Here is a 21,648-nt window from a genome sequence, read left to right on the forward strand (position 1 = left end):
AGCTTTGAGTAGAAAACGCAGCGGATGAAACTACAGAACTCTTTTCGCGACTATACGGCAGAGTCCGCGCTGTTTGTGCGCCGGGCGCTGGTCGCCTTTTTGGGGATTTTGCTGCTGACCGGCGTGCTTATCGCCAACCTGTATAATCTGCAAATTGTTCGCTTTACCGATTACCAGACCCGATCTAATGAAAACCGCATTAAGCTGGTGCCTATCGCGCCCAGCCGCGGCATTATCTACGACCGCAACGGTATTCCTCTGGCACTCAACCGCACTATCTACCAGATAGAAATGATGCCGGAGAAAGTCGATAATGTGCAGCAAACGCTGGATGCTTTGCGCAGCGTGGTTGATCTGACCGATGACGATATTGCCGCATTCCGAAAAGAGCGCGCACGTTCACACCGTTTCACCTCCATTCCGGTGAAAACTAACCTGACTGAAGTACAAGTGGCACGCTTTGCCGTCAATCAGTACCGTTTTCCGGGTGTCGAAGTTAAAGGCTATAAGCGTCGTTACTATCCTTACGGTTCGGCGTTGACCCACGTCATCGGCTATGTGTCGAAAATCAACGATAAAGACGTCGAACGCCTGAATAATGACGGCAAACTGGCCAACTATGCGGCAACGCATGATATCGGTAAGCTGGGCATTGAGCGTTACTATGAAGACGTGCTGCACGGTCAGACAGGTTATGAAGAGGTTGAAGTTAACAACCGTGGGCGTGTTATCCGCCAGTTAAAAGAAGTGCCACCGCAAGCCGGACACGATATTTACCTGACGCTGGATCTCAAACTCCAGCAATATATTGAAACGCTGCTGGCGGGTAGCCGCGCAGCGGTGGTAGTCACCGATCCGCGTACAGGTGGGGTGCTGGCGCTGGTTTCCACGCCTAGTTATGACCCAAACCTGTTTGTTGACGGTATCTCCAGCAAAGATTATTCCGCCTTGCTGAACGACCCAAATACACCGCTGGTGAACCGCGCCACACAGGGGGTTTATCCTCCCGCGTCTACAGTTAAACCCTATGTAGCGGTTTCGGCATTGAGCGCAGGAGTGATCACGCGTAATACGACGCTGTTTGACCCAGGCTGGTGGCAACTGCCAGGTTCGGAAAAACGTTATCGTGACTGGAAAAAATGGGGCCACGGGCGTCTGAATGTCACAAGATCGCTGGAAGAATCTGCGGATACCTTCTTCTATCAGGTGGCCTACGATATGGGAATCGATCGCCTCTCCGAATGGATGGGTAAATTCGGTTATGGTCATTACACCGGTATCGACCTGGCGGAAGAACGTTCCGGCAACATGCCTACCCGCGAATGGAAACAGAAACGCTTTAAAAAACCGTGGTATCAGGGTGACACCATTCCGGTTGGTATCGGTCAGGGTTACTGGACAGCGACCCCAATCCAGATGAGTAAGGCACTGATGATCCTGATTAATGACGGTATCGTGAAAGTTCCACATTTGCTGATGAGCACCGCTGAAGACGGCAAACAGGTGCCATGGGTACAACCGCATGAACCGCCCGTCGGCGATATTCATTCCGGTTACTGGGAGCTGGCAAAAGACGGTATGTACGGTGTTGCTAACCGCCCTAATGGTACGGCGCATAAATACTTTGCCAGCGCACCGTACAAAATTGCAGCAAAATCCGGTACGGCTCAGGTCTTCGGCCTGAAAGCGAACGAAACCTATAATGCGCACAAAATTGCCGAGCGTTTACGTGACCACAAACTGATGACCGCCTTTGCGCCATACAACAATCCGCAAGTCGCTGTCGCCATGATTCTGGAGAACGGCGGTGCGGGTCCGGCGGTTGGTACGCTGATGCGCCAGATCCTCGACCACATTATGTTGGGTGATAACAACACCGATCTGCCTGCGGAAAATCCAGCGGTTGCCGCAGCGGAGGACCATTAATCATGACGGATAATCCGAATAAAAAAACATTCTGGGATAAAGTCCATCTCGATCCCACAATGCTGCTGATCTTACTGGCATTGCTGGTTTACAGCGCCCTGGTTATCTGGAGCGCCAGCGGTCAGGATATTGGCATGATGGAGCGTAAAATAGGCCAAATCGCGATGGGCCTGGTCATCATGGTGGTGATGGCGCAAATTCCTCCACGCGTTTATGAAGGCTGGGCCCCCTATCTCTATATCATCTGTATTATTTTGCTGGTGGCAGTAGATGCTTTTGGTGCCATCTCTAAAGGCGCTCAACGCTGGCTGGACCTCGGTATCGTTCGTTTTCAGCCGTCGGAAATTGCCAAAATAGCCGTACCACTGATGGTAGCGCGCTTTATCAACCGCGACGTTTGCCCGCCGTCGTTGAAGAACACCGGCATCGCGCTGGTGCTGATATTTATGCCCACGCTGCTGGTGGCTGCGCAGCCTGACCTGGGGACATCAATCCTCGTTGCGCTTTCCGGTCTGTTTGTACTGTTCCTCTCTGGCCTTAGCTGGCGTCTGATTGGCGTCGCAGTAGTGCTGGTGGCGGCGTTCATTCCTATTCTGTGGTTCTTCCTGATGCATGATTACCAGCGCCAGCGCGTAATGATGCTCCTGGACCCGGAATCAGACCCACTCGGTGCGGGCTATCACATTATTCAGTCTAAAATTGCTATTGGCTCCGGCGGATTACGCGGCAAAGGCTGGCTGCACGGTACTCAGTCACAGCTTGAATTTCTCCCCGAACGCCATACTGACTTTATTTTCGCGGTACTGGCGGAAGAGCTGGGATTAGTGGGCATTTTGATTCTGCTCGCTCTCTACATTCTGCTGATCATGCGCGGGCTGTGGATAGCCGCCAGAGCGCAAACCACCTTTGGTCGCGTCATGGCTGGCGGCTTAATGCTGATATTATTCGTTTATGTCTTCGTAAATATTGGTATGGTAAGCGGTATTCTGCCGGTTGTAGGGGTTCCGCTCCCACTGGTCAGTTATGGAGGATCAGCGCTAATTGTGCTGATGGCTGGGTTTGGGATTGTTATGTCAATCCACACCCACAGGAAAATGTTGTCGAAAAGCGTGTAAGAGGTGCGCAATGCGTAAGCAGTGGCTCGGGATCTGCATCGCGGCAGGAATGCTCGCGGCATGTACAAGCGATGATGGTCAGCAACAGACGGTAAGTGTACCGCAGCCTGCGGTATGTAACGGCCCCATAGTTGAAATTAGCGGGGCGGACCCGCGTTTCGAACCACTGAACGCGACGGCAAATCAGGATTACCAGCGCGATGGTAAAAGCTACAAAATCGTGCAGGATCCATCTCGATTTAGCCAGGCGGGACTGGCCGCAATCTATGACGCCGAACCAGGCAGTAACCTGACGGCCTCTGGCGAAGCATTCGATCCGACACAGCTGACAGCGGCCCATCCAACGCTTCCGATCCCCAGCTACGCCAGAATCACTAACTTGGCTAACGGGCGAATGATCGTGGTGCGCATTAATGATCGCGGTCCTTACGGCAACGACCGCGTTATTTCGCTTTCTCGCGCGGCAGCTGACCGTCTTAACACGTCAAACAACACCAAAGTTCGTATCGATCCGATTATTGTCGCCCAGGATGGTTCGCTTTCTGGTCCTGGTATGGCCTGTACCACAGTTGCCAAACAGACTTACGCCCTGCCTGCACCTCCCGATTTAAGCGGTGGCGCGGGAACAAGTTCAGTGTCTGGCCCGCAGGGTGACATTCTTCCGGTCAGTAATTCGACGCTAAAAAGCGAAGATCCGACCGGCGCGCCGGTAACCAGCAGCGGTTTCCTCGGTGCACCAACGACGTTAGCGCCTGGTGTGCTGGAAGGCAGCGAACCAACACCTGCGCCACAGCCCGTTGTTACAGCTCCCTCGACAACGCCTGCAACCTCGCCTGCAATGGTGACACCGCAAGCCGCCTCGCAAAGCGCTAGCGGCAACTTTATGGTGCAAGTTGGGGCCGTAAGCGATCAGGCGCGTGCGCAACAGTACCAACAGCAACTGGGACAGAAGTTCGGCGTCCCCGGTCGCGTAACTCAAAATGGCGCGGTCTGGCGGATCCAGCTTGGCCCATTCGCCAGCAAAGCCGAAGCCAGTACCTTGCAGCAACGTTTGCAAACCGAAGCCCAATTGCAGTCATTTATTACCACCGCGCAGTAGCGTAAAGCAGGCATCTGATGTGTCAATTTCTGTAAATGACGTTAACAAAGTCACGCGGAAAGTCAGATGCCTGCCGGTAGTGCATTTGCTATAGTAGGGCACTTTTTTTAATTCCATCACGGATGTCGTAGTTCAGACCATGAATACCATTTTTTCCGCTCGTATCATGAAGCGCCTGGCGCTCACCACGGCTCTTTGCACAGCCTTTATCTCTGCTGCACATGCCGATGACCTGAATATCAAAACTATGATCCCGGGTGTACCGCAGATCGATGCGGAGTCCTACATCCTGATTGACTATAACTCGGGCAAAGTGCTCGCCGAACAGAACGCAGATGTCCGCCGCGATCCTGCCAGTCTGACCAAAATGATGACCAGTTACGTTATCGGCCAGGCAATGAAAGCCGGTAAATTTAAAGAAACTGATTTAGTCACCATCGGCAACGACGCATGGGCCACCGGTAACCCGGTATTTAAAGGTTCTTCGCTGATGTTCCTCAAACCGGGCATGCAGGTTCCGGTTTCTCAGCTGATCCGCGGTATTAACCTGCAATCGGGTAACGATGCTTGCGTCGCCATGGCCGATTTTGCCGCTGGTAGCCAGGACGCTTTTGTTGGCTTGATGAACAGCTACGTTAACGCACTGGGCCTGAAAAACACTCACTTCCAGACCGTGCACGGTCTCGACGCTGACGGTCAGTACAGCTCCGCGCGAGATATGGCGCTGATCGGCCAGGCGTTGATCCGTGACGTACCGAATGAATACTCGATCTATAAAGAAAAAGAATTTACGTTTAACGGTATTCGCCAGCTGAACCGTAACGGCCTGTTATGGGATAACAGCCTGAATGTCGACGGCATCAAAACCGGACACACTGACAAAGCAGGTTACAACCTTGTTGCTTCTGCGACTGAAGGCCAGATGCGCTTGATCTCTGCGGTGATGGGCGGACGTACTTTTAAAGGCCGTGAAGCCGAAAGTAAAAAACTGCTAACCTGGGGCTTCCGTTTCTTCGAAACCGTTAACCCACTGAAAGTAGGTAAAGAGTTCGCCTCTGAACCGGTTTGGTTTGGTGATTCTGATCGCGCTTCGTTAGGTGTTGATAAAGACGTGTACCTGACCATTCCGCGTGGCCGCATGAAAGATCTGAAAGCCAGCTATGTGCTGAACAGCAGTGAATTGCATGCGCCGCTGCAAAAGAATCAGGTCGTCGGTACTATCAACTTCCAGCTTGATGGCAAAACGATCGAACAACGCCCGCTGGTTGTGCTGCAAGAAATCCCGGAAGGCAACTTCTTCGGCAAAATCATTGATTACATTAAGTTAATGTTCCATCACTGGTTTGGTTAAAAATCGAACACTTGAAAGTGTGATTTCCGCCCCCATATACTAAGCATCAGTAAAAAACTCCCGCCTTCTGGCGGGAGTTGCTATTTAATTACGTTACGCCGGAGCTGACATGAAAACCAAACTTAACGAACTGCTTGAATTCCCTACTCCTTTTACTTACAAAGTTATGGGGCAGGCGTTACCTGAGCTGGTTGATCAGGTGGTTGAAGTGGTACAGCGCCATGCGCCAGGTGACTACACCCCAACGGTAAAACCAAGCAGCAAAGGCAACTACCACTCGGTATCTATCACTATCAACGCCACTCATATTGAGCAGGTTGAAACACTGTATGAAGAACTGGGCAAAATCGATATTGTCCGCATGGTTCTGTAACTCGCGTATTCTTTACCCGGCCCCTGGTCGGGTAACTCCCCTCTCCTCGCTGTGATATACTTTTCCCCCACTTTTACTCATTCTCCACGGAGATGCCGTTTTGTATCAGGATAAAATTCTTGTCCGCCAGCTCGGTCTTCAGCCTTACGAGCCAATCTCCCAGGCTATGCATGAATTCACCGATACCCGCGATGAAAGTACTCTTGATGAAATCTGGCTGGTCGAGCACTATCCGGTATTCACCCAAGGGCAGGCAGGAAAAGCGGAGCACATTTTAATGCCGGGCGATATTCCGGTGATCCAAAGCGATCGCGGTGGGCAGGTGACTTATCACGGGCCGGGGCAACAGGTGATGTATGTGTTGCTTAACCTGAAACGCCGTAAACTCGGTGTGCGTGAACTGGTGACCTTGCTCGAGCAAACAGTGGTGAATACCCTGGCTGAACTGGGTATAGAAGCACATCCTCGGGCTGACGCGCCTGGTGTCTATGTCGGGGAAAAGAAAATTTGCTCACTTGGTTTACGTATTCGGCGCGGTTGTTCATTCCACGGTCTGGCATTAAACGTCAATATGGATCTTTCGCCATTTTTACGTATTAATCCTTGTGGGTATGCCGGAATGGAAATGGCTAAAATATCACAATGGAAACCCGAAGCGACAACTAATAATATTGCACCGCGTTTGCTAGAAAATATTTTAGTGCTACTAAACAATCCCGACTTCGAATATATTACCGCTTAATTACATACATCAATGGCCCAATTTACACTGGGTCATTACTCATAATACCTGCTAATGCTTTACTTCTCCTTCGCGTTTGTATATTTTCTTTATCACTTGCAGAAATGCGATGCAATGCTTCGCTCCGTAACTCACCCCATTGATTAACTTATTGAAATAGTTGACTATGGTGAGCAAAATCGTTCCATTCAAATTAGATATAAGATTATTGTAATTTTTTTAAATATTATTTTTCCATGAATAAAATTGGAGTAAGTGCGTGGATAGTAATAATCAAATTGAACCCTGTTTAAGCAGAAAGTCGTCAGAAGGTAAACCACAAATATTTACAACCTTACGAAATATTGATCTTAACCTTCTGACTATTTTTGAAGCTGTGTATGTGCATAAAGGGATCGTTAATGCAGCGAAAGTGCTTAATCTGACACCCTCGGCAATCAGTCAGTCTATTCAGAAACTGCGCGTTATATTCCCTGACCCATTGTTTATTCGCAAAGGCCAGGGCGTCACTCCTACTGCATTTGCAATGCATTTGCATGAGTATATCAGTCAGGGCCTTGAATCCATTCTCGGCGCGCTGGATATCGAAGGAACCTATGATAAGCAACGAACGATAACTATCGCGACCACCCCCTCGGTCGGAGCCCTGGTCCTTCCTGTCATCTATCGGGCGATTAAATCTCACTATCCGCAGCTTTTACTGCGCAACCCCCCCATCAGCGACGCGGAAAACCAACTCAGTCAGTTTCAAACCGATCTCATCATCGATAACATGTTTTGCACCAATCGTACGGTGCAACATCATGTTCTGTTCACCGACAATATGGTGTTAATTTGCCGCGAGGGAAATCCGCTACTCTCTTTAGAAGATGACAGAGAGACTATTGACAACGCTGCGCATATACTCCTGTTACCGGAAGGGCAAAATTTCAGCGGTCTGCGGCAGAGAGTTCAAGAGATGTTTCCGGACCGGCAAATCAGTTTCACCAGCTACAACATTTTGACAATCGCTGCACTGGTTGCCAACAGTGACATGTTAGCGATTATTCCCAGCCGTTTTTATAACCTGTTTAGCCGTTGCTGGCCGCTGGAAAAACTGCCTTTTCCGTCCTTAAATGAGGAGCAAGTAGATTTCTCTATCCACTACAACAAATTCAGCCTGCGTGATCCCATCCTGCACGGGGTAATAGATGTTATCCGTAATGCATTTTGAAAAAGTATTGTTACAGCCAGATCACAGCGAAGAACGAAAAAATGGCACAATCCAACAACAATTTTACATTTTCGCGACCGCTTTGGCTGCTTTCAGGTCCGTTTCAATGATATACTGCCAGTCGTTAATTCAAAAATAGTTGATAATTACAACAATCTATTGAATTGAAACGCTTTCCTTCGTAATTCGCAACTGGAACACGCACGCTATGAGTAAACCCATTGTGATGGAACGCGGTGTTAAATACCGCGATGCCGATAAGATGGCCCTTATCCCGGTTAAAAACGTGGCAACAGAGCGCAAAGCCCTGCTGCGCAAGCCAGAATGGATGAAAATCAAGCTTCCAGCGGACTCTACACGTATCCAGGGCATCAAAGCCGCAATGCGCAAAAATGGCCTGCATTCTGTCTGCGAGGAAGCCTCCTGCCCTAACCTGGCGGAATGCTTCAACCACGGCACAGCAACGTTTATGATCCTCGGCGCTATTTGTACCCGCCGTTGTCCGTTCTGTGACGTTGCCCACGGTCGCCCGGTAGCTCCGGATGCCAATGAACCAGTGAAACTGGCGCAGACCATTGCCGATATGGCGCTGCGTTATGTGGTTATCACCTCCGTTGACCGTGATGACCTGCGCGATGGCGGTGCCCAGCACTTTGCGGATTGCATTACTGCCATTCGGGAAAAAAGCCCGCAAATCAAAATTGAAACTCTGGTGCCGGATTTCCGCGGTCGTATGGATCGTGCTCTGGATATTCTGACCGCCACACCACCAGATGTGTTCAACCATAACCTGGAAAACGTACCGCGTATTTACCGTCAGGTACGGCCTGGTGCAGATTACAACTGGTCGCTGAAGCTGCTGGAACGCTTTAAAGAAGCGCATCCGGAAATCCCGACCAAGTCTGGTCTGATGGTGGGTCTGGGTGAAACCAATGAAGAAATTATTGAGGTAATGCGCGACCTGCGCCGTCATGGTGTGACGATGCTAACGCTGGGGCAATATTTGCAGCCAAGCCGCCATCACCTGCCGGTTCAACGTTACGTTAGCCCGGATGAGTTCGACGAAATGAAAGCCGAAGCGCTGGCGATGGGCTTTACCCATGCTGCATGCGGTCCGTTTGTCCGCTCGTCTTACCACGCCGATTTGCAGGCGAAAGGGATGGAAGTTAAGTAATCCTGTAATAATTACTTACATCTGTCTGATAAAAAACCCGCTGTTTGAAGCGGGTTTTTTGTATCGAACAAGATATTGAGGGAGCGTCCTGCTCGCCACGTCACTCTTTATGAGAGAGCTTTTCAGCCTGAAGATCAACGTCTGCGCCTTTTTTCGCCGCAGCATCGTCATCATTCATCGCCTTCTTGAACCCTTTAATGGCCGCTCCAAGGTCTCCGCCCAGCGTACGTAACTTCTTAGTCCCAAACAGCAGAACGACCAGCGCCGCAACTACCAGCAGTTTGGTAATACTAATCTCACCCATAGATACCTTCTTGACATATAACCGGCAACAGAACGCGCCTTAAAAACCAGAGAATATTAACGGTCATTCGACGCGCGCACACAATAGCAATCTGTAACAAGGTGAATCAAGCGCCGAGTAAAAAAACATCATAATAATTGCGGCGGCGCAAAGCGACGGTTGTTTAAGACGGGCAGTTGCGCGCGGACCTGACGCACACGTTCGGGCGTCACTTCCGCCATAATGAGTGCAGGCATTTCTGACGCTGCCGCAATGGTGACGCCAAAGGGATCTATAATCCGGCTTTGCCCGATATTTTTGTTCCCGCACTCCCCCGCCGCCACCATATAACAGGTGGTATCCAGCGCACGAGCGGCAAGCAACGTTGACCAGTGATGCTCTTTGAGCGGCCCGCGAACCCAGGCGGCAGGAAGTACCAGGATTTCAGCTCCCTGTAATGCCTGTGCCAGCGCCAGCTCTGGAAAGCGTAAGTCATAACAGGTCATCAGACCGACCTTCATCCCTTCCACCTCCAGTAACGGAGCTATTTCATTACCAGCATCAACATGGCGTGATTCCTGAATGGCAAATGCATCATAGAGATGCAGTTTGGCATAACGGGCGACGATGTTTCCTGCCTGTAGCGCCACCAGCATATTCCATGCGCGCCCCGGCGTTGAAGGAACATGAATCGTCAGAATTGTCGTCATCATGTTACGTTTACTTTCTCGCCGTAAACGTCCGAGGAATTCGCCTTCCAGCAGCTGTGCTGATTTAACCGATAGATCTGCATCATGATCATCACGCGCCAACAATGCTTCCGGCAGGACAAACAGCGAAACGTCGTTTTCCGCCGCCTGCGCCATCAACGAGGCACAAATCTCAGCGTTCTTTTCCCACACAGATGTAACAGCAAACTGTCCTGCGGCAACCAGCATTGCCACCTCCTCCTGTCAGAGTCGTAAAATTCGCCAACGGCGATTATTCGGCGTTACACTTATCACTCATACAAATCAAATAGCAGGATTTTGCAGTGTTACAACTTCTTTTAGCAGTTTTTATTGGCGGTGGTACGGGAAGCGTGGCGAGATGGCTGTTAAGTATGCGATTTAACCCGCTGCATCAGGCGATTCCGTTGGGGACGCTGGCTGCAAACCTGATTGGGGCATTCATCATAGGAATGGGATTCGCCTGGTTTAGCAGGATGACGAACATTGATCCAGTGTGGAAAGTATTAATCACCACCGGATTTTGTGGCGGTCTAACAACCTTCTCAACATTTTCGGCAGAAGTGGTGTTTTTGTTACAAGAGGGCCGCTTTGGCTGGGCATTACTGAACGTTTTCGTCAACCTTCTGGGGTCTTTTGCCATGACCGCACTGGCTTTCTGGCTGTTTTCGGCCTCAACCGCACACTAAAGACCAAAAAAAACCCGCTGATTAAGCGGGTTTTGAATTCTTGCTGACGTATCTTACAGAGCGATTACGTTTGCAGCAGAAGGGCCTTTGGCACCGTTAGTGATTTCGAACTCTACGCGCTGACCTTCAGCAAGAGTTTTAAAACCATTAGTCTGGATTGCAGAGAAGTGTACGAACACGTCTTTGCTGCCGTCTTCCGGAGTAATGAAACCGAATCCTTTGGACTCATTAAACCACTTAACGTTACCTTTAATCTTAGACATCAAAATTACCTTTACATGAAAAATAGACACAAATGCTGTGTCGGTTACCAGTACACCAATTGTGGTACGCTTTGTCCAGTGCAACTTTACTAAAAAGTGATAAAAGTCGCGTTATTTTTGATGTTAATTATTTTACTCATTGATTTTAAAGAAGTTACTAAAATTTCATTTGTCTCAAAACTGAAAGCGCATCCAGGCAAAGTACACATTGCCATTGTTATAGGTACCCGGAATGTAGGTCATCTGAAAAGTCACTGGACCATAACCCACAGAGGCCAATGGCAGTAGAACCGGGAGAGGGATGTAATTCCAGTTATCGCGTGCCGTTACGCCAGCGGTGAATCCCAGTCCTAAATGAAAATTTTCATCCGCCAGCGGTCGCCAGGTACTTTCCCATCCGTATCCGGCAATCGGTTCCCATTTGTTCCACGAGTCCTTAAATGCCATGGCATACAGGCCATGCCAGTTTCCTTTTTCATCCCAACGCGACTGACCAAAACCGCCACCCCACGGTCGCTCGTTATAGCGATCGGTTTTTTCTTTGTCGTAAGCGAAACGAGCATGCCAGGTGATGGCAGGAATATATAAATCATAATGTTCAGGCTGTTGCCAGGTTTGTGTAATATTTTCTCCAAACGTTGTCATCCACTCATCTGCGTTAGCTAAAACTTTACCAACGCTGATTAACTGAATAAAAACAAAGGAAAATATAGCGACATATTTACTCACGTTCATTTGCGACCATAAAACATTTATCAAAAATCTACTATTAGCATAGCAAAGCTACAATTAACATAACCTTAATAGCCCCAACATGAAGAATAATCTGAATAGCTGATCTATTTATTTCCGCTTGTTCAAGATAAATATTTCCGCGCATCGATTTAAGATGATACTTCGTTTTCTGCGATGGGAATAGTCATAAAAGAAAAAGCAAGTTGTTTCTGATAACAAAATGCAACCAAGAAAAAATTAACTTATTTTTTAATAAGATACAAAAAAACATCTTAATGAAGAATATATTATATATTGTCAACCCACGCCCATTGCAGATTGTTTTTTGAGCACACAACCGCAGCCAACACCATTGCAATTAACAAATTTGCATCAATCCACCATCAATTTACACACATTATTATGTGATAATTGCCAAACGCTAAATATGCGTTTTGTTATCTATGTATAAAAACAGCAACTTCAATGTCTTAATGGCAGTTTTTCTTGATTTTAATCAGCATTCACCGCCAATTTATTGGGCATATTTTTTCCTTAAGTTTTAGGAATTTTTTATTATTTACTTTGGGGCCTGGAGACAGGAAAAATTATGCTGACATTCATTGAACTCCTTATTGGGGTTGTGGTTATTGTGGGTGTAGCTCGCTACATCATTAAAGGCTATTCCGCCACTGGCGTGTTATTTGTCGGTGGCCTGTTATTGCTGATTATCAGTGCCATTATGGGGCACAAAGTGTTACCGTCCAGCCAGGCTTCAACAGGCTACAGCGCCACGGATATCGTTGAATACGTTAAAATATTGCTAATGAGCCGCGGCGGCGACCTCGGCATGATGATTATGATGCTGTGTGGCTTTGCCGCTTACATGACCCATATCGGCGCGAATGATATGGTGGTCAAGCTGGCGTCAAAACCATTGCAGTATATTAACTCCCCTTACCTGCTGATGATTGCCGCCTATTTTGTCGCCTGTCTGATGTCGTTAGCCGTCTCTTCCGCAACCGGTCTGGGTGTTTTGCTGATGGCAACCCTGTTCCCGGTGATGGTAAACGTTGGTATCAGTCGTGGCGCAGCAGCTGCAATTTGTGCCTCTCCAGCGGCGATTATTCTCGCACCGACTTCAGGGGATGTGGTGCTGGCGGCGCAGGCTTCCGAAATGTCGCTGATTGACTTCGCCTTCAAAACGACGCTGCCTATCTCAATTGCTGCAATTATCAGCATGGCGATTGCCCACTTTTTCTGGCAACGTTATCTGGATAAAAAAGAGCACATCTCTCATGAAATGTTAGATGTCAGCGAAATCACCACCACTGCCCCTGCGTTTTACGCCATTCTGCCGTTCACGCCGATCATCGGAGTGCTGATTTTTGACGGCAAATGGGGTCCGCAATTACACATCATCACAATTCTGGTGATCTGTATGCTGATTGCCTCCATTCTGGAGTTCATTCGCAGCTTTAATACTCAGAAAGTGTTCTCGGGCCTGGAAGTGGCTTATCGCGGGATGGCAGATGCGTTTGCTAACGTGGTGATGCTGCTGGTTGCCGCTGGGGTATTCGCTCAGGGGCTTAGCACCATCGGCTTTATTCAAAGTCTGATTTCTATCGCCACTTCGTTTGGTTCGGCGAGTATCATCCTGATGCTGGTATTGGTGATCCTGACAATGCTGGCAGCAGTCACGACCGGTTCAGGCAATGCGCCGTTTTATGCGTTTGTTGAGATGATCCCGAAACTGGCGCACTCTTCCGGCATTAACCCGGCGTATTTGACTATCCCAATGCTGCAGGCGTCAAACCTCGGTCGTACCCTGTCACCCGTTTCTGGCGTAGTCGTTGCGGTTGCCGGGATGGCGAAAATCTCACCATTTGAAGTTGTAAAACGCACCTCGGTGCCGGTGCTTGTTGGGCTGGTGATTGTTATCGTTGCTACAGAGCTGATGGTGCCAGGAACGGCAGCCGCGGTAACAGGCAAGTAAATAGTCATGCCGGAGGCAAGCTTCCTCCGGCTTTATCATGTCACCCACTGTGGTATATGCGTTGCGGTCTGCCAACTTTGCCGTGAACAATTTCAGCAATAATCAGATGGCGGCTGGCGCAATATTCAAGATAACGTCTGGCAGTGGTGCGGCTGATAGTCAGTGCCTGCGCCACCGTTTCTGCCGTATGTTGCACACCAGGCTCCTTAAACAGTTTTCGCACCGCGTTTAGCGTCAAGGGGTCAATGCCGGTCGGCAGTTCGTCTTTGGGTTCACCGCGAGCATAGGCATTAAACATCTCATCGATTTGCTTCTGGCTGGCGCTATCAATACTTTCCAGCATATGTTTACGCTGGCGGAAACGGGTTAGCGTTTGCCCCAGCCGTTCATAGGCAATTGGCTTAATGAGATAATCAAATACACCACAACGTACGGCTTCAGACACCGTTTCCATATCACTGGCTGCAGTGGTAAACACCACGTCGCCGGGATAATGCGCCTGCACCAGTTCATGCAGTAAATTAATCCCTCTACCGTCAGGAAGATAGTTATCGAGCAAGATTAGCCCCGGCTTAAAACGCTCGATCATCATTCGGGCCTGCGCCAGGTTTCCCGCCAGTAATATCTGACTGAATCCGGGAATGTGACGAATATATTCCGCATGCATCTCTGCCAGCGGCGTTTCGTCCTCAACGATCAATAGGGTTAATGGAGCTGTCATTAGGTTTCACTTTCGGAATATAGATTGAAAATAAGGTACCGCAGGGATCATTATCTTCGAGAGTGATAACACCACCGCAGCGCGTTACGTAGCTGGCAATCAAGTACAACCCAATGCCATGTTCGCCGGGCTCGTCAGCACGCGTACTGACACCCTGCTCAAATATTTTGTCTCGTAGAGACTCTGGAACGCCGCAGCCCTGATCGGCGACTTCAATCACCACATCATCGCCTTCATCGCTGAGGAATAATTCAACGATCTTGTTTCCTTCATCGCTACGCAGGCTGGCTTCGAAGGCGTTATCAAGTAAATTGCCAACAATGGCTGCAAACTCGGTGCTGTCCAGTCCTGGCGGCAGTTGCGAAAGCTGACTTCCGGGGACGATGACCATTTTTAGCCCCAGTTCGCGGGCGCGCTGCACTTTACCAAAAAGCAGCCCCGCCACCTGGCGATCGGCAAACGCCTCGCGCAGGCTATCAATAAGCTGTTGCTGGGCCTGAGACTCCCCCTGCACCATCGCCAACACGCGATCATACTCTTTCATCTGCAACAGACCATTGAGCGTCGACATCCAATTGAGATGCTCGTGTCGCAATGTGCGCAGGCTCTCGACGTATTGTTTAATTTGCGTCAGTTGTGCATTGAGGGTGGATATTTCGTCTTTACTACGAAAGCTGATAATGGCCCCCAGCAAATCATCACCAGAACGAATAGCTTCCCGGTTGGCAATAACGCTCAGACCGTTAAAGTTCGCCACCACATCCTGACGTTTTTCATCAATCTGTTCGGTAAAGAAATCGGCGGGCCTGACCACTTCAGCAATGGGTTTACCCAACCATTGCCGTCCGGGGGAACTCAGCCCCAGCATCTTTCTTGCGTTACGATTGATGGCGGTAATGTAACCGTGCGGATCCACCGCAATCAGCCCTTCATAAACCGAACTAAACAGCGCCTCTTGCTGACGGACCACGCGTGCGATTTGCTTTGGCTCCATGCCCATCATTTGCCGACGGATATGCGCGGCCAGGAACCACGACAGCAACATCAGAATCCCTAACAGCACGACAAACACGCCAGCCATCGGTAATAAAAACTCAGCCCGCCAGCTATCGATTTTACTCACCAGGTAGCCAATCGACACCACGCCGATGACTTTTCCATCGTCATCAAAGATTGGCGTTTTGGCACGCATCGCCATGCCAATTGACCCTTTCCCGGTGATAAAGTAGCTCTCCCCTTTCTCCAGCGCGCCCGGTTTGGTGAATTGCATAGGATAACCAATTTTCTCCGGATTAGGATGGTAAAGGCGGATCGAGTGCCGGTCACCAATCACGACATAATCGAAATCAGTATCTCTTTGTAATTTGTTAGCGATGGTCGCCAGTCGCTTGTAGTCACGCGTTTTCACTGCGCTGATGATACTGTCATTAGAAGCAATAATTTTTGCCTGATTCATTGCCATGTCGCGCACATGAAGCGTTAAATAGTCCTCAAAACTGGCCGTAAAATATTGCGCCAGGGCTGCAATGACAAATATTGAGAACACCAGAATCAGCAAAAAGATACGCAGCGGAAATGCCAGTCTTTGGAAAAATGCAAACTGTTTATTCTCGTTAAGCTGCAACATTGTTTTCCTTGCGGGTTGTCCCGAGCCTCTTTGACGGATGTAATTAAAATGTTGAATCAAAATACATAGATATTAAATATAATCGTGGCAAATTTTATTCATTAAATCAATTAAATCACTTAAACCTGCGGGTCATTTCGTAATTACATTAATTAAAAAACTTAAAACCATTAAATAAATAAAAAACCACTAACTCTATGTGAAATAAATCAAAATTTCACGCTGCAATACTCCTTAGGATGTATAGCGAAAGGAGAAAAAGATATACCTCGATCGCCCCCCTTTCTCCCAAGTGAAAATAAAAGGTTATCAGTTTGCAACATCGAACAACATTCGTTGCAAATCGATAACAACATGCACCTTCAGGATACTATTTATTATGTTCGGCAATGATATTTTCACCCGTGTAAAACGTTCAGAAAATAAAAAAATGGCGGAAATCGCTCAATTCCTGCATGAAAATGATTTGAGCGTTGACACCACAGTCGAAGTATTTATTACCGTAACCCGCGATGAAAAGCTTATCGCGTGCGGTGGAATTGCCGGAAATATTATTAAATGCGTTGCTATCAGTGAATCCGTTCGCGGTGAAGGACTGGCGCTGACATTAGCCACTGAATTGATAAACCTCGCCTATGAGCGGCACAGCACGCATCTGTTTATTTATACCAAAACCGAATACGAGGCGCTGTTCCGCCAGTGCGGTTTTTCCACGCTGACCAGTGTACCCGGCGTGATGGTGCTGATGGAAAACAGCGCCACGCGACTGAAACGCTATGCCGAATCGCTGAAAAAATTTCGTCATCCAGGGAACAAGATTGGCTGCATTGTGATGAACGCCAATCCCTTTACGAATGGTCACCGTTATCTGATTCAACAGGCTGCAGCACAGTGCGACTGGTTGCATCTGTTTTTAGTTAAAGAAGATTCTTCACGCTTTCCCTATGAAGACCGGCTGGATCTGGTGTTAAAAGGCACCGCCGATATTCCACGCCTGACTGTGCATCGCGGCTCCGAATACATCATCTCCCGCGCTACGTTCCCTTGCTACTTCATTAAAGAACAGAGCGTCATTAACCATTGTTACACCGAAATTGATCTGAAGATTTTCCGTCAGTACCTCGCTCCCGCGCTGGGTGTAACTCACCGCTTTGTCGGTACTGAACCCTTTTGTCGCGTTACCGCCCAGTACAACCAGGATATGCGCTACTGGCTGGAAACGCCGACTATCTCCGCACCGCCCATCGAACTGGTTGAAATTGAGCGGCTGCGTTACCAGGAGATGCCGATATCCGCTTCCCGGGTACGTCAACTGCTGGCGAAAAACGATCTCACGGCTATCGCGCCGCTGGTCCCTGCAGTCACGCTGCATTATTTGCAGAACCTGCTTGAGCACTCCCGCCAGGACGCGGCAGCTCGTCAAAAGACCCCCGCATGAGAAACAGGTGAAAAATGAAAATAAACCAGCCCGCCGTTGCAGGCACCCTTGAGTCTGGGGATGTGATGATACGCATCGCCCCACTCGATACGCAGGATATCGACCTGCAAATCAACAGCAGCGTTGAAAAACAGTTTGGTGATGCCATTCGCACCACCATTCTGGACGTTCTCGCCCGCTACAACGTGCGCGGCGTACAGCTGAATGTCGATGACAAAGGCGCACTGGACTGCATTTTACGTGCACGACTGGAAGCCCTGCTGGCACGCGCCAGCGGTATCCCGGCTCTGCCATGGGAGGATTGCCAATGATTTCCGCTTCGCTGCAACAACGTAAAACTCGCACCCGCCGCAGCATGTTGTTTGTGCCTGGTGCCAATGCCGCGATGGTCAGCAACTCATTCATCTACCCGGCTGATGCCCTGATGTTTGACCTCGAAGACTCCGTAGCATTGCGTGAAAAAGACACCGCCCGCCGCATGGTTTACCACGCGCTGCAACATCCGCTGTATCGCGATATTGAAACCATTGTGCGTGTAAACGCGCTGGATTCCGAATGGGGTGTCAACGACCTGGAAGCCGTCGTTCGCGGTGGTGCGGACGTTGTGCGTCTGCCGAAAACCGATACCGCTCAGGATGTTCTGGATATCGAAAAAGAGATCCTGCGTATCGAAAAAGCCTGTGGTCGTGAACCCGGCAGTACCGGCTTGCTGGCGGCGATTGAATCTCCGCTGGGCATTACCCGCGCAGTGGAAATCGCTCACGCTTCCGAGCGTTTGATCGGTATCGCCCTCGGTGCAGAAGACTATGTGCGCAACCTGCGTACAGAACGCTCCCCGGAAGGAACTGAACTGCTGTTCGCTCGCTGCTCCATTTTGCAGGCCGCGCGATCTGCGGGTATTCAGGCGTTCGATACCGTCTATTCTGACGCAAACAACGAAGCCGGATTCCTGCAAGAAGCCGCCCACATCAAACAGCTGGGCTTTGACGGCAAATCGCTGATCAACCCGCGTCAGATTGATCTGCTGCACAACCTCTACGCACCGACCCAGAAAGAAGTGGATCACGCCCGCCGCGTCGTAGAAGCCGCTGAAGCCGCCGCTCGCGAAGGCCTCGGCGTGGTTTCCCTGAACGGCAAGATGGTGGACGGTCCGGTTATTGATCGCGCCCGTCTGGTGCTCTCCCGTGCAGAACTTTCCGGCATCCGCGAAGAATAAGGCAATCAAAATGACGCAGAAAATTGAACAATCTCAACGACAAGAACGGGTAGCGGCCTGGAATCGTCGCGCTGAATGCGATCTTGCCGCTTTCCAGAACTCGCCAAAGCAAACCTACCAGGCTGAAAAAGCGCGCGATCGCAAACTGTGCGCCAACCTGGAAGAAGCGATTCGTCGCTCTGGTTTACAGGACGGCATGACGGTTTCCTTCCATCACGCTTTCCGTGGCGGTGACCTGACCGTCAATATGGTGATGGACGTCATCGCGAAGATGGGCTTTAAAAACCTGACTCTGGCCTCCAGCTCCCTGAGTGATTGCCATGCGCCGCTGGTAGAACACATTCGCCAGGGCGTGGTTACCCGCATTTATACCTCTGGCCTGCGCGGTCCACTGGCGGAAGAAATCTCCCGTGGTCTGCTGGCGGAACCGGTGCAAATCCACTCTCACGGCGGACGTGTGCATCTGGTACAGAGCGGCGAACTGAATATCGATGTGGCTTTCCTCGGCGTCCCGTCCTGTGATGAATTCGGTAATGCCAACGGCTACACCGGTAAAGCCTGCTGCGGCTCCCTCGGCTATGCAATGGTTGATGCCGACAACGCAAAACAGGTCGTGATGCTTACCGAAGAACTGCTGCCTTATCCGCATAATCCGGCAAGCATTGAGCAAGATCAGGTTGATCTGATCGTCAAAGTTGATCGCGTTGGCGATGCTGCAAAAATCGGCGCTGGTGCTACCCGTATGACCACTAACCCGCGCGAACTGCTTATTGCCCGTAGCGCTGCGGATGTGATTGTTAACTCTGGCTACTTCAAAGAAGGTTTCTCCATGCAGACCGGCACCGGCGGCGCTTCGCTGGCGGTAACCCGTTTCCTGGAAGACAAAATGCGTAGCCGCGATATTCGCGCCGACTTCGCCCTCGGTGGTATTACCGCAACGATGGTTGATCTGCACGAAAAAGGTCTGATCCGCAAACTGCTGGATGTGCAGAGCTTTGACAGCCACGCTGCGCAATCACTGGCTCGTAACCCGAATCACATCGAAATCAGCGCCAACCAGTACGCCAACTGGGGTTCGAAAGGCGCATCGGTTGATCGTCTCGACGTGGTGGTACTGAGCGCGCTGGAAATTGACACCCAGTTCAACGTAAACGTACTGACAGGCTCTGACGGCGTACTGCGTGGTGCTTCCGGTGGTCACTGCGATACCGCGATTGCCTCTGCACTTTCCATCATCGTCGCACCGCTGGTACGCGGTCGTATTCCGACTCTGGTGGATAACGTGCTGACCTGCATCACCCCGGGCTCCAGTGTCGATATTCTGGTCACAGACCACGGTATCGCAGTTAACCCGGCACGTCCGGAACTGGCAGAACGTCTGCAGGAAGCGGGGATCAAAGTGGTTTCTATTGAGTGGCTGCGTGAACGTGCGCGTCTGCTGACCGGTGAACCACAGCCGATTGAATTCACCGACCGCGTCGTTGCCGTTGTGCGTTACCGCGATGGCTCGGTGATCGATGTTGTGCATCAGGTGAAGGAATAAGCCATGCACCTGCTTCCTGAACTCGCCAGCCACCATGCGGTGTCAATTCCCGAGCTGCTCGTCAGCCGGGATGAAAGGCAAGCACGGCAACACGTCTGGCTCAAGCGCCATCCTGTTCCACTGGTCTCCTTTACCGTGGTTGCGCCTGGGCCGATTAAAGACAGCGAGGTCACACGCCGAATTTTTAATCATGGCGTGACAGCCTTGCGTGCCTTAGCCGCAAAACAGGGCTGGCAAATTCAGGAGCAGGCTGCACTGGTTTCCGCCAGCGGGCCGGAGGGCATGTTGAGCATTGCCGCCCCGGCTCGCGACCTCAAGCTCGCCACCATTGAGCTTGAACATAGTCATCCTCTCGGGCGGTTATGGGATATCGATGTCCTGACACCCGAAGGCGAAATTCTCTCCCGCCGCGACTATTCACTGCCGCCTCGCCGCTGCCTGTTGTGCGAGCAAAGCGCAGCTGTTTGCGCGCGTGGAAAAACCCATCAACTGACCGATTTACTCAACCGCATGGAGGCGCTGCTGAACGATGTCGATGCCTGCAACGTCAACTAAAACCACAAAGCTTGCGACGTCATTAATCGATGAGTACGCCCTGCTGGGCTGGCGCGCCATGCTGACTGAAGTCAATCTGTCACCGAAACCAGGCCTCGTGGATCGGATTAACTGCGGTGCGCACAAAGATATGGCGCTGGAAGATTTTCACCGCAGCGCGCTGGCGATTCAGGGCTGGTTACCCCGTTTCATTGAATTTGGTGCCTGTAGTGCTGAAATGGCCCCCGAAGCAGTACTCAGCGGATTACGCCCAATTGGTATGGCTTGCGAAGGTGATATGTTCCGCGCCACTGCGGGCGTAAACACGCATAAAGGCAGCATTTTTTCTTTAGGGCTACTGTGTGCGGCAATTGGCCGTTTGCTTCAACTCAACCAGTCGGTAACGCCAATAACCATTTGTGCGACGGCGGCAAGTTTCTGCCGTGGCCTGACCGATCGCGAACTGCGTACCAATAATTCACAACTGACGGCAGGTCAACGATTGTACCAGCAGCTAGGCCTTACCGGCGCACGCGGTGAAGCCGAAGCGGGTTATCCACTGGTGATCAACCACGCCCTGCCGCATTACCTCACTCTGCTGGATCAGGGGTTAGATCCTGAACTGGCATTGCTCGATACCTTACTCCTACTGATGGCGATCAACGGCGATACCAACGTTGCATCGCGCGGTGGCGAGGGGGGCCTGCGCTGGCTACAGCGCAAGGCGCAAACATTATTGCAAAAAGGGGGCATCCGAACCCCCGCCGATCTCGATTATCTCCGGCAGTTCGACAGGGAGTGTATCGAACGAAATCTCAGTCCAGGCGGCAGTGCCGACCTGCTGATCCTTACCTGGTTTTTAGCACAGATTTAATTATTTAAGCACTTGATAAATTTGGAAAT

General features: G+C 50.3%; 22 protein-coding genes. 16 read left to right on the forward strand and 6 right to left on the reverse strand.

What is annotated here, in order from left to right; all coding sequences use genetic code 11:
- The first annotated feature begins 24 nt into the window (after nt 1–24).
- From mrdA to lipA, 8 genes are all read left to right on the forward strand, one after another.
- On the forward strand, nt 25–1,926 hold the full coding sequence (gene mrdA / locus FQZ95_RS03800; protein WP_000776191.1) for a peptidoglycan DD-transpeptidase MrdA: 1,902 nt from the start codon (nt 25–27) through the stop codon (nt 1,924–1,926).
- Nucleotides 1,927–1,928: 2 nt separating this feature from the next.
- Nucleotides 1,929–3,041: a peptidoglycan glycosyltransferase MrdB gene (gene mrdB / locus FQZ95_RS03805; protein ID WP_000131719.1), complete on the forward strand. Its 1,113-nt coding sequence runs from the start codon at nt 1,929–1,931 to the stop codon at nt 3,039–3,041.
- A gap of 10 nt (nt 3,042–3,051) precedes the next feature.
- The gene (gene rlpA, locus FQZ95_RS03810) at nt 3,052–4,140 is read left to right on the forward strand and encodes an endolytic peptidoglycan transglycosylase RlpA (protein WP_001231428.1); all 1,089 of its coding nucleotides are present in this window, start codon (nt 3,052–3,054) and stop codon (nt 4,138–4,140) included.
- Between the two features lie 139 nt (nt 4,141–4,279).
- Complete coding sequence (gene dacA, locus FQZ95_RS03815; RefSeq protein WP_001092082.1) at nt 4,280–5,491, forward strand: D-alanyl-D-alanine carboxypeptidase DacA; 1,212 nt, start codon at nt 4,280–4,282, stop codon at nt 5,489–5,491.
- Between the two features lie 109 nt (nt 5,492–5,600).
- Nucleotides 5,601–5,864: a DUF493 family protein YbeD gene (gene ybeD, locus FQZ95_RS03820; RefSeq protein ID WP_000850550.1), complete on the forward strand. Its 264-nt coding sequence runs from the start codon at nt 5,601–5,603 to the stop codon at nt 5,862–5,864.
- A gap of 100 nt (nt 5,865–5,964) precedes the next feature.
- Entirely contained in the window at nt 5,965–6,606 is a 642-nt protein-coding gene (lipB, locus tag FQZ95_RS03825; RefSeq protein WP_000284041.1) for a lipoyl(octanoyl) transferase LipB, read from the forward strand.
- Between the two features lie 259 nt (nt 6,607–6,865).
- Nucleotides 6,866–7,819 (forward strand): YbeF family transcriptional regulator, encoded by a 954-nt coding sequence (locus FQZ95_RS03830; protein WP_000378039.1) that lies wholly within the window; start codon nt 6,866–6,868, stop codon nt 7,817–7,819.
- Between the two features lie 208 nt (nt 7,820–8,027).
- Nucleotides 8,028–8,993: a lipoyl synthase gene (lipA, locus tag FQZ95_RS03835; RefSeq protein WP_160529893.1), complete on the forward strand. Its 966-nt coding sequence runs from the start codon at nt 8,028–8,030 to the stop codon at nt 8,991–8,993.
- A 100-nt stretch (nt 8,994–9,093) separates the two neighbouring features.
- Here lipA and tatE read toward each other — a convergent pair whose 3' ends face one another.
- Entirely contained in the window at nt 9,094–9,297 is a 204-nt protein-coding gene (gene tatE, locus FQZ95_RS03840; RefSeq protein ID WP_000503931.1) for a twin-arginine translocase subunit TatE, read from the reverse strand.
- 128 nt (nt 9,298–9,425) lie between these two features.
- Entirely contained in the window at nt 9,426–10,214 is a 789-nt protein-coding gene (locus FQZ95_RS03845; protein WP_001305561.1) for a deaminated glutathione amidase, read from the reverse strand.
- A 95-nt stretch (nt 10,215–10,309) separates the two neighbouring features.
- On the opposite strand from FQZ95_RS03845, the gene crcB reads away from it, so the two are divergent.
- Complete coding sequence (crcB, locus tag FQZ95_RS03850; protein ID WP_000939738.1) at nt 10,310–10,693, forward strand: fluoride efflux transporter CrcB; 384 nt, start codon at nt 10,310–10,312, stop codon at nt 10,691–10,693.
- Between the two features lie 53 nt (nt 10,694–10,746).
- Here the strand turns inward: crcB and cspE are convergent, their stop codons facing one another.
- Nucleotides 10,747–10,956, reverse strand: a complete 210-nt coding sequence (gene cspE, locus FQZ95_RS03855) for a transcription antiterminator/RNA stability regulator CspE (RefSeq protein WP_000034825.1) — start codon at nt 10,954–10,956, stop codon at nt 10,747–10,749.
- Nucleotides 10,957–11,130: 174 nt separating this feature from the next.
- Nucleotides 11,131–11,691: a lipid IV(A) palmitoyltransferase PagP gene (gene pagP / locus FQZ95_RS03860; protein ID WP_001601868.1), complete on the reverse strand. Its 561-nt coding sequence runs from the start codon at nt 11,689–11,691 to the stop codon at nt 11,131–11,133.
- A gap of 589 nt (nt 11,692–12,280) precedes the next feature.
- Between pagP and dcuC the strand changes: the two genes are divergently transcribed.
- Nucleotides 12,281–13,666: an anaerobic C4-dicarboxylate transporter DcuC gene (dcuC, locus tag FQZ95_RS03865; RefSeq protein ID WP_089636459.1), complete on the forward strand. Its 1,386-nt coding sequence runs from the start codon at nt 12,281–12,283 to the stop codon at nt 13,664–13,666.
- A gap of 40 nt (nt 13,667–13,706) precedes the next feature.
- On the opposite strand, the gene dpiA is transcribed toward dcuC, so the two are convergent.
- Both dpiA and dpiB read right to left on the reverse strand, forming a co-directional pair.
- Entirely contained in the window at nt 13,707–14,387 is a 681-nt protein-coding gene (dpiA, locus tag FQZ95_RS03870) for a two-component response regulator DpiA (protein ID WP_000126500.1), read from the reverse strand.
- Nucleotides 14,356–16,014, reverse strand: a complete 1,659-nt coding sequence (dpiB, locus tag FQZ95_RS03875) for a sensor histidine kinase DpiB (RefSeq protein WP_001353363.1) — start codon at nt 16,012–16,014, stop codon at nt 14,356–14,358. The genes dpiA and dpiB overlap by 32 nt, the downstream gene beginning before the upstream one ends.
- A 379-nt stretch (nt 16,015–16,393) precedes the next feature.
- Here dpiB and citC point away from each other — a divergent pair, with 379 nt between their 5' ends.
- Genes citC through citG form a run of 6 tightly spaced genes read left to right on the forward strand, consistent with a single transcriptional unit; the run spans nt 16,394 to nt 21,619 of the window.
- Nucleotides 16,394–17,452 carry a [citrate (pro-3S)-lyase] ligase gene (citC, locus tag FQZ95_RS03880; RefSeq protein ID WP_000467705.1) on the forward strand — a complete coding sequence of 353 codons (1,059 nt, stop codon included), beginning with the start codon at nt 16,394–16,396 and terminating at the stop codon, nt 17,450–17,452.
- Nucleotides 17,453–17,466: 14 nt separating this feature from the next.
- Complete coding sequence (gene citD / locus FQZ95_RS03885; RefSeq protein WP_000700703.1) at nt 17,467–17,763, forward strand: citrate lyase acyl carrier protein; 297 nt, start codon at nt 17,467–17,469, stop codon at nt 17,761–17,763.
- Complete coding sequence (citE, locus tag FQZ95_RS03890; RefSeq protein ID WP_000622357.1) at nt 17,760–18,668, forward strand: citrate (pro-3S)-lyase subunit beta; 909 nt, start codon at nt 17,760–17,762, stop codon at nt 18,666–18,668. The genes citD and citE overlap by 4 nt, the downstream gene beginning before the upstream one ends.
- A gap of 10 nt (nt 18,669–18,678) precedes the next feature.
- Complete coding sequence (citF, locus tag FQZ95_RS03895) at nt 18,679–20,211, forward strand: citrate lyase subunit alpha (protein ID WP_000192245.1); 1,533 nt, start codon at nt 18,679–18,681, stop codon at nt 20,209–20,211.
- A 3-nt stretch (nt 20,212–20,214) separates the two neighbouring features.
- Nucleotides 20,215–20,766 carry a citrate lyase holo-[acyl-carrier protein] synthase gene (gene citX / locus FQZ95_RS03900; protein ID WP_000550422.1) on the forward strand — a complete coding sequence of 184 codons (552 nt, stop codon included), beginning with the start codon at nt 20,215–20,217 and terminating at the stop codon, nt 20,764–20,766.
- Nucleotides 20,741–21,619 (forward strand): triphosphoribosyl-dephospho-CoA synthase CitG, encoded by an 879-nt coding sequence (gene citG, locus FQZ95_RS03905; RefSeq protein WP_160529894.1) that lies wholly within the window; start codon nt 20,741–20,743, stop codon nt 21,617–21,619. The genes citX and citG overlap by 26 nt, the downstream gene beginning before the upstream one ends.
- Nucleotides 21,620–21,648 lie beyond the last annotated feature (29 nt).

Source organism: Escherichia sp. HH41S, assembly GCF_009820115.1.
Taxonomy (GTDB): domain Bacteria; phylum Pseudomonadota; class Gammaproteobacteria; order Enterobacterales; family Enterobacteriaceae; genus Escherichia; species Escherichia coli_F.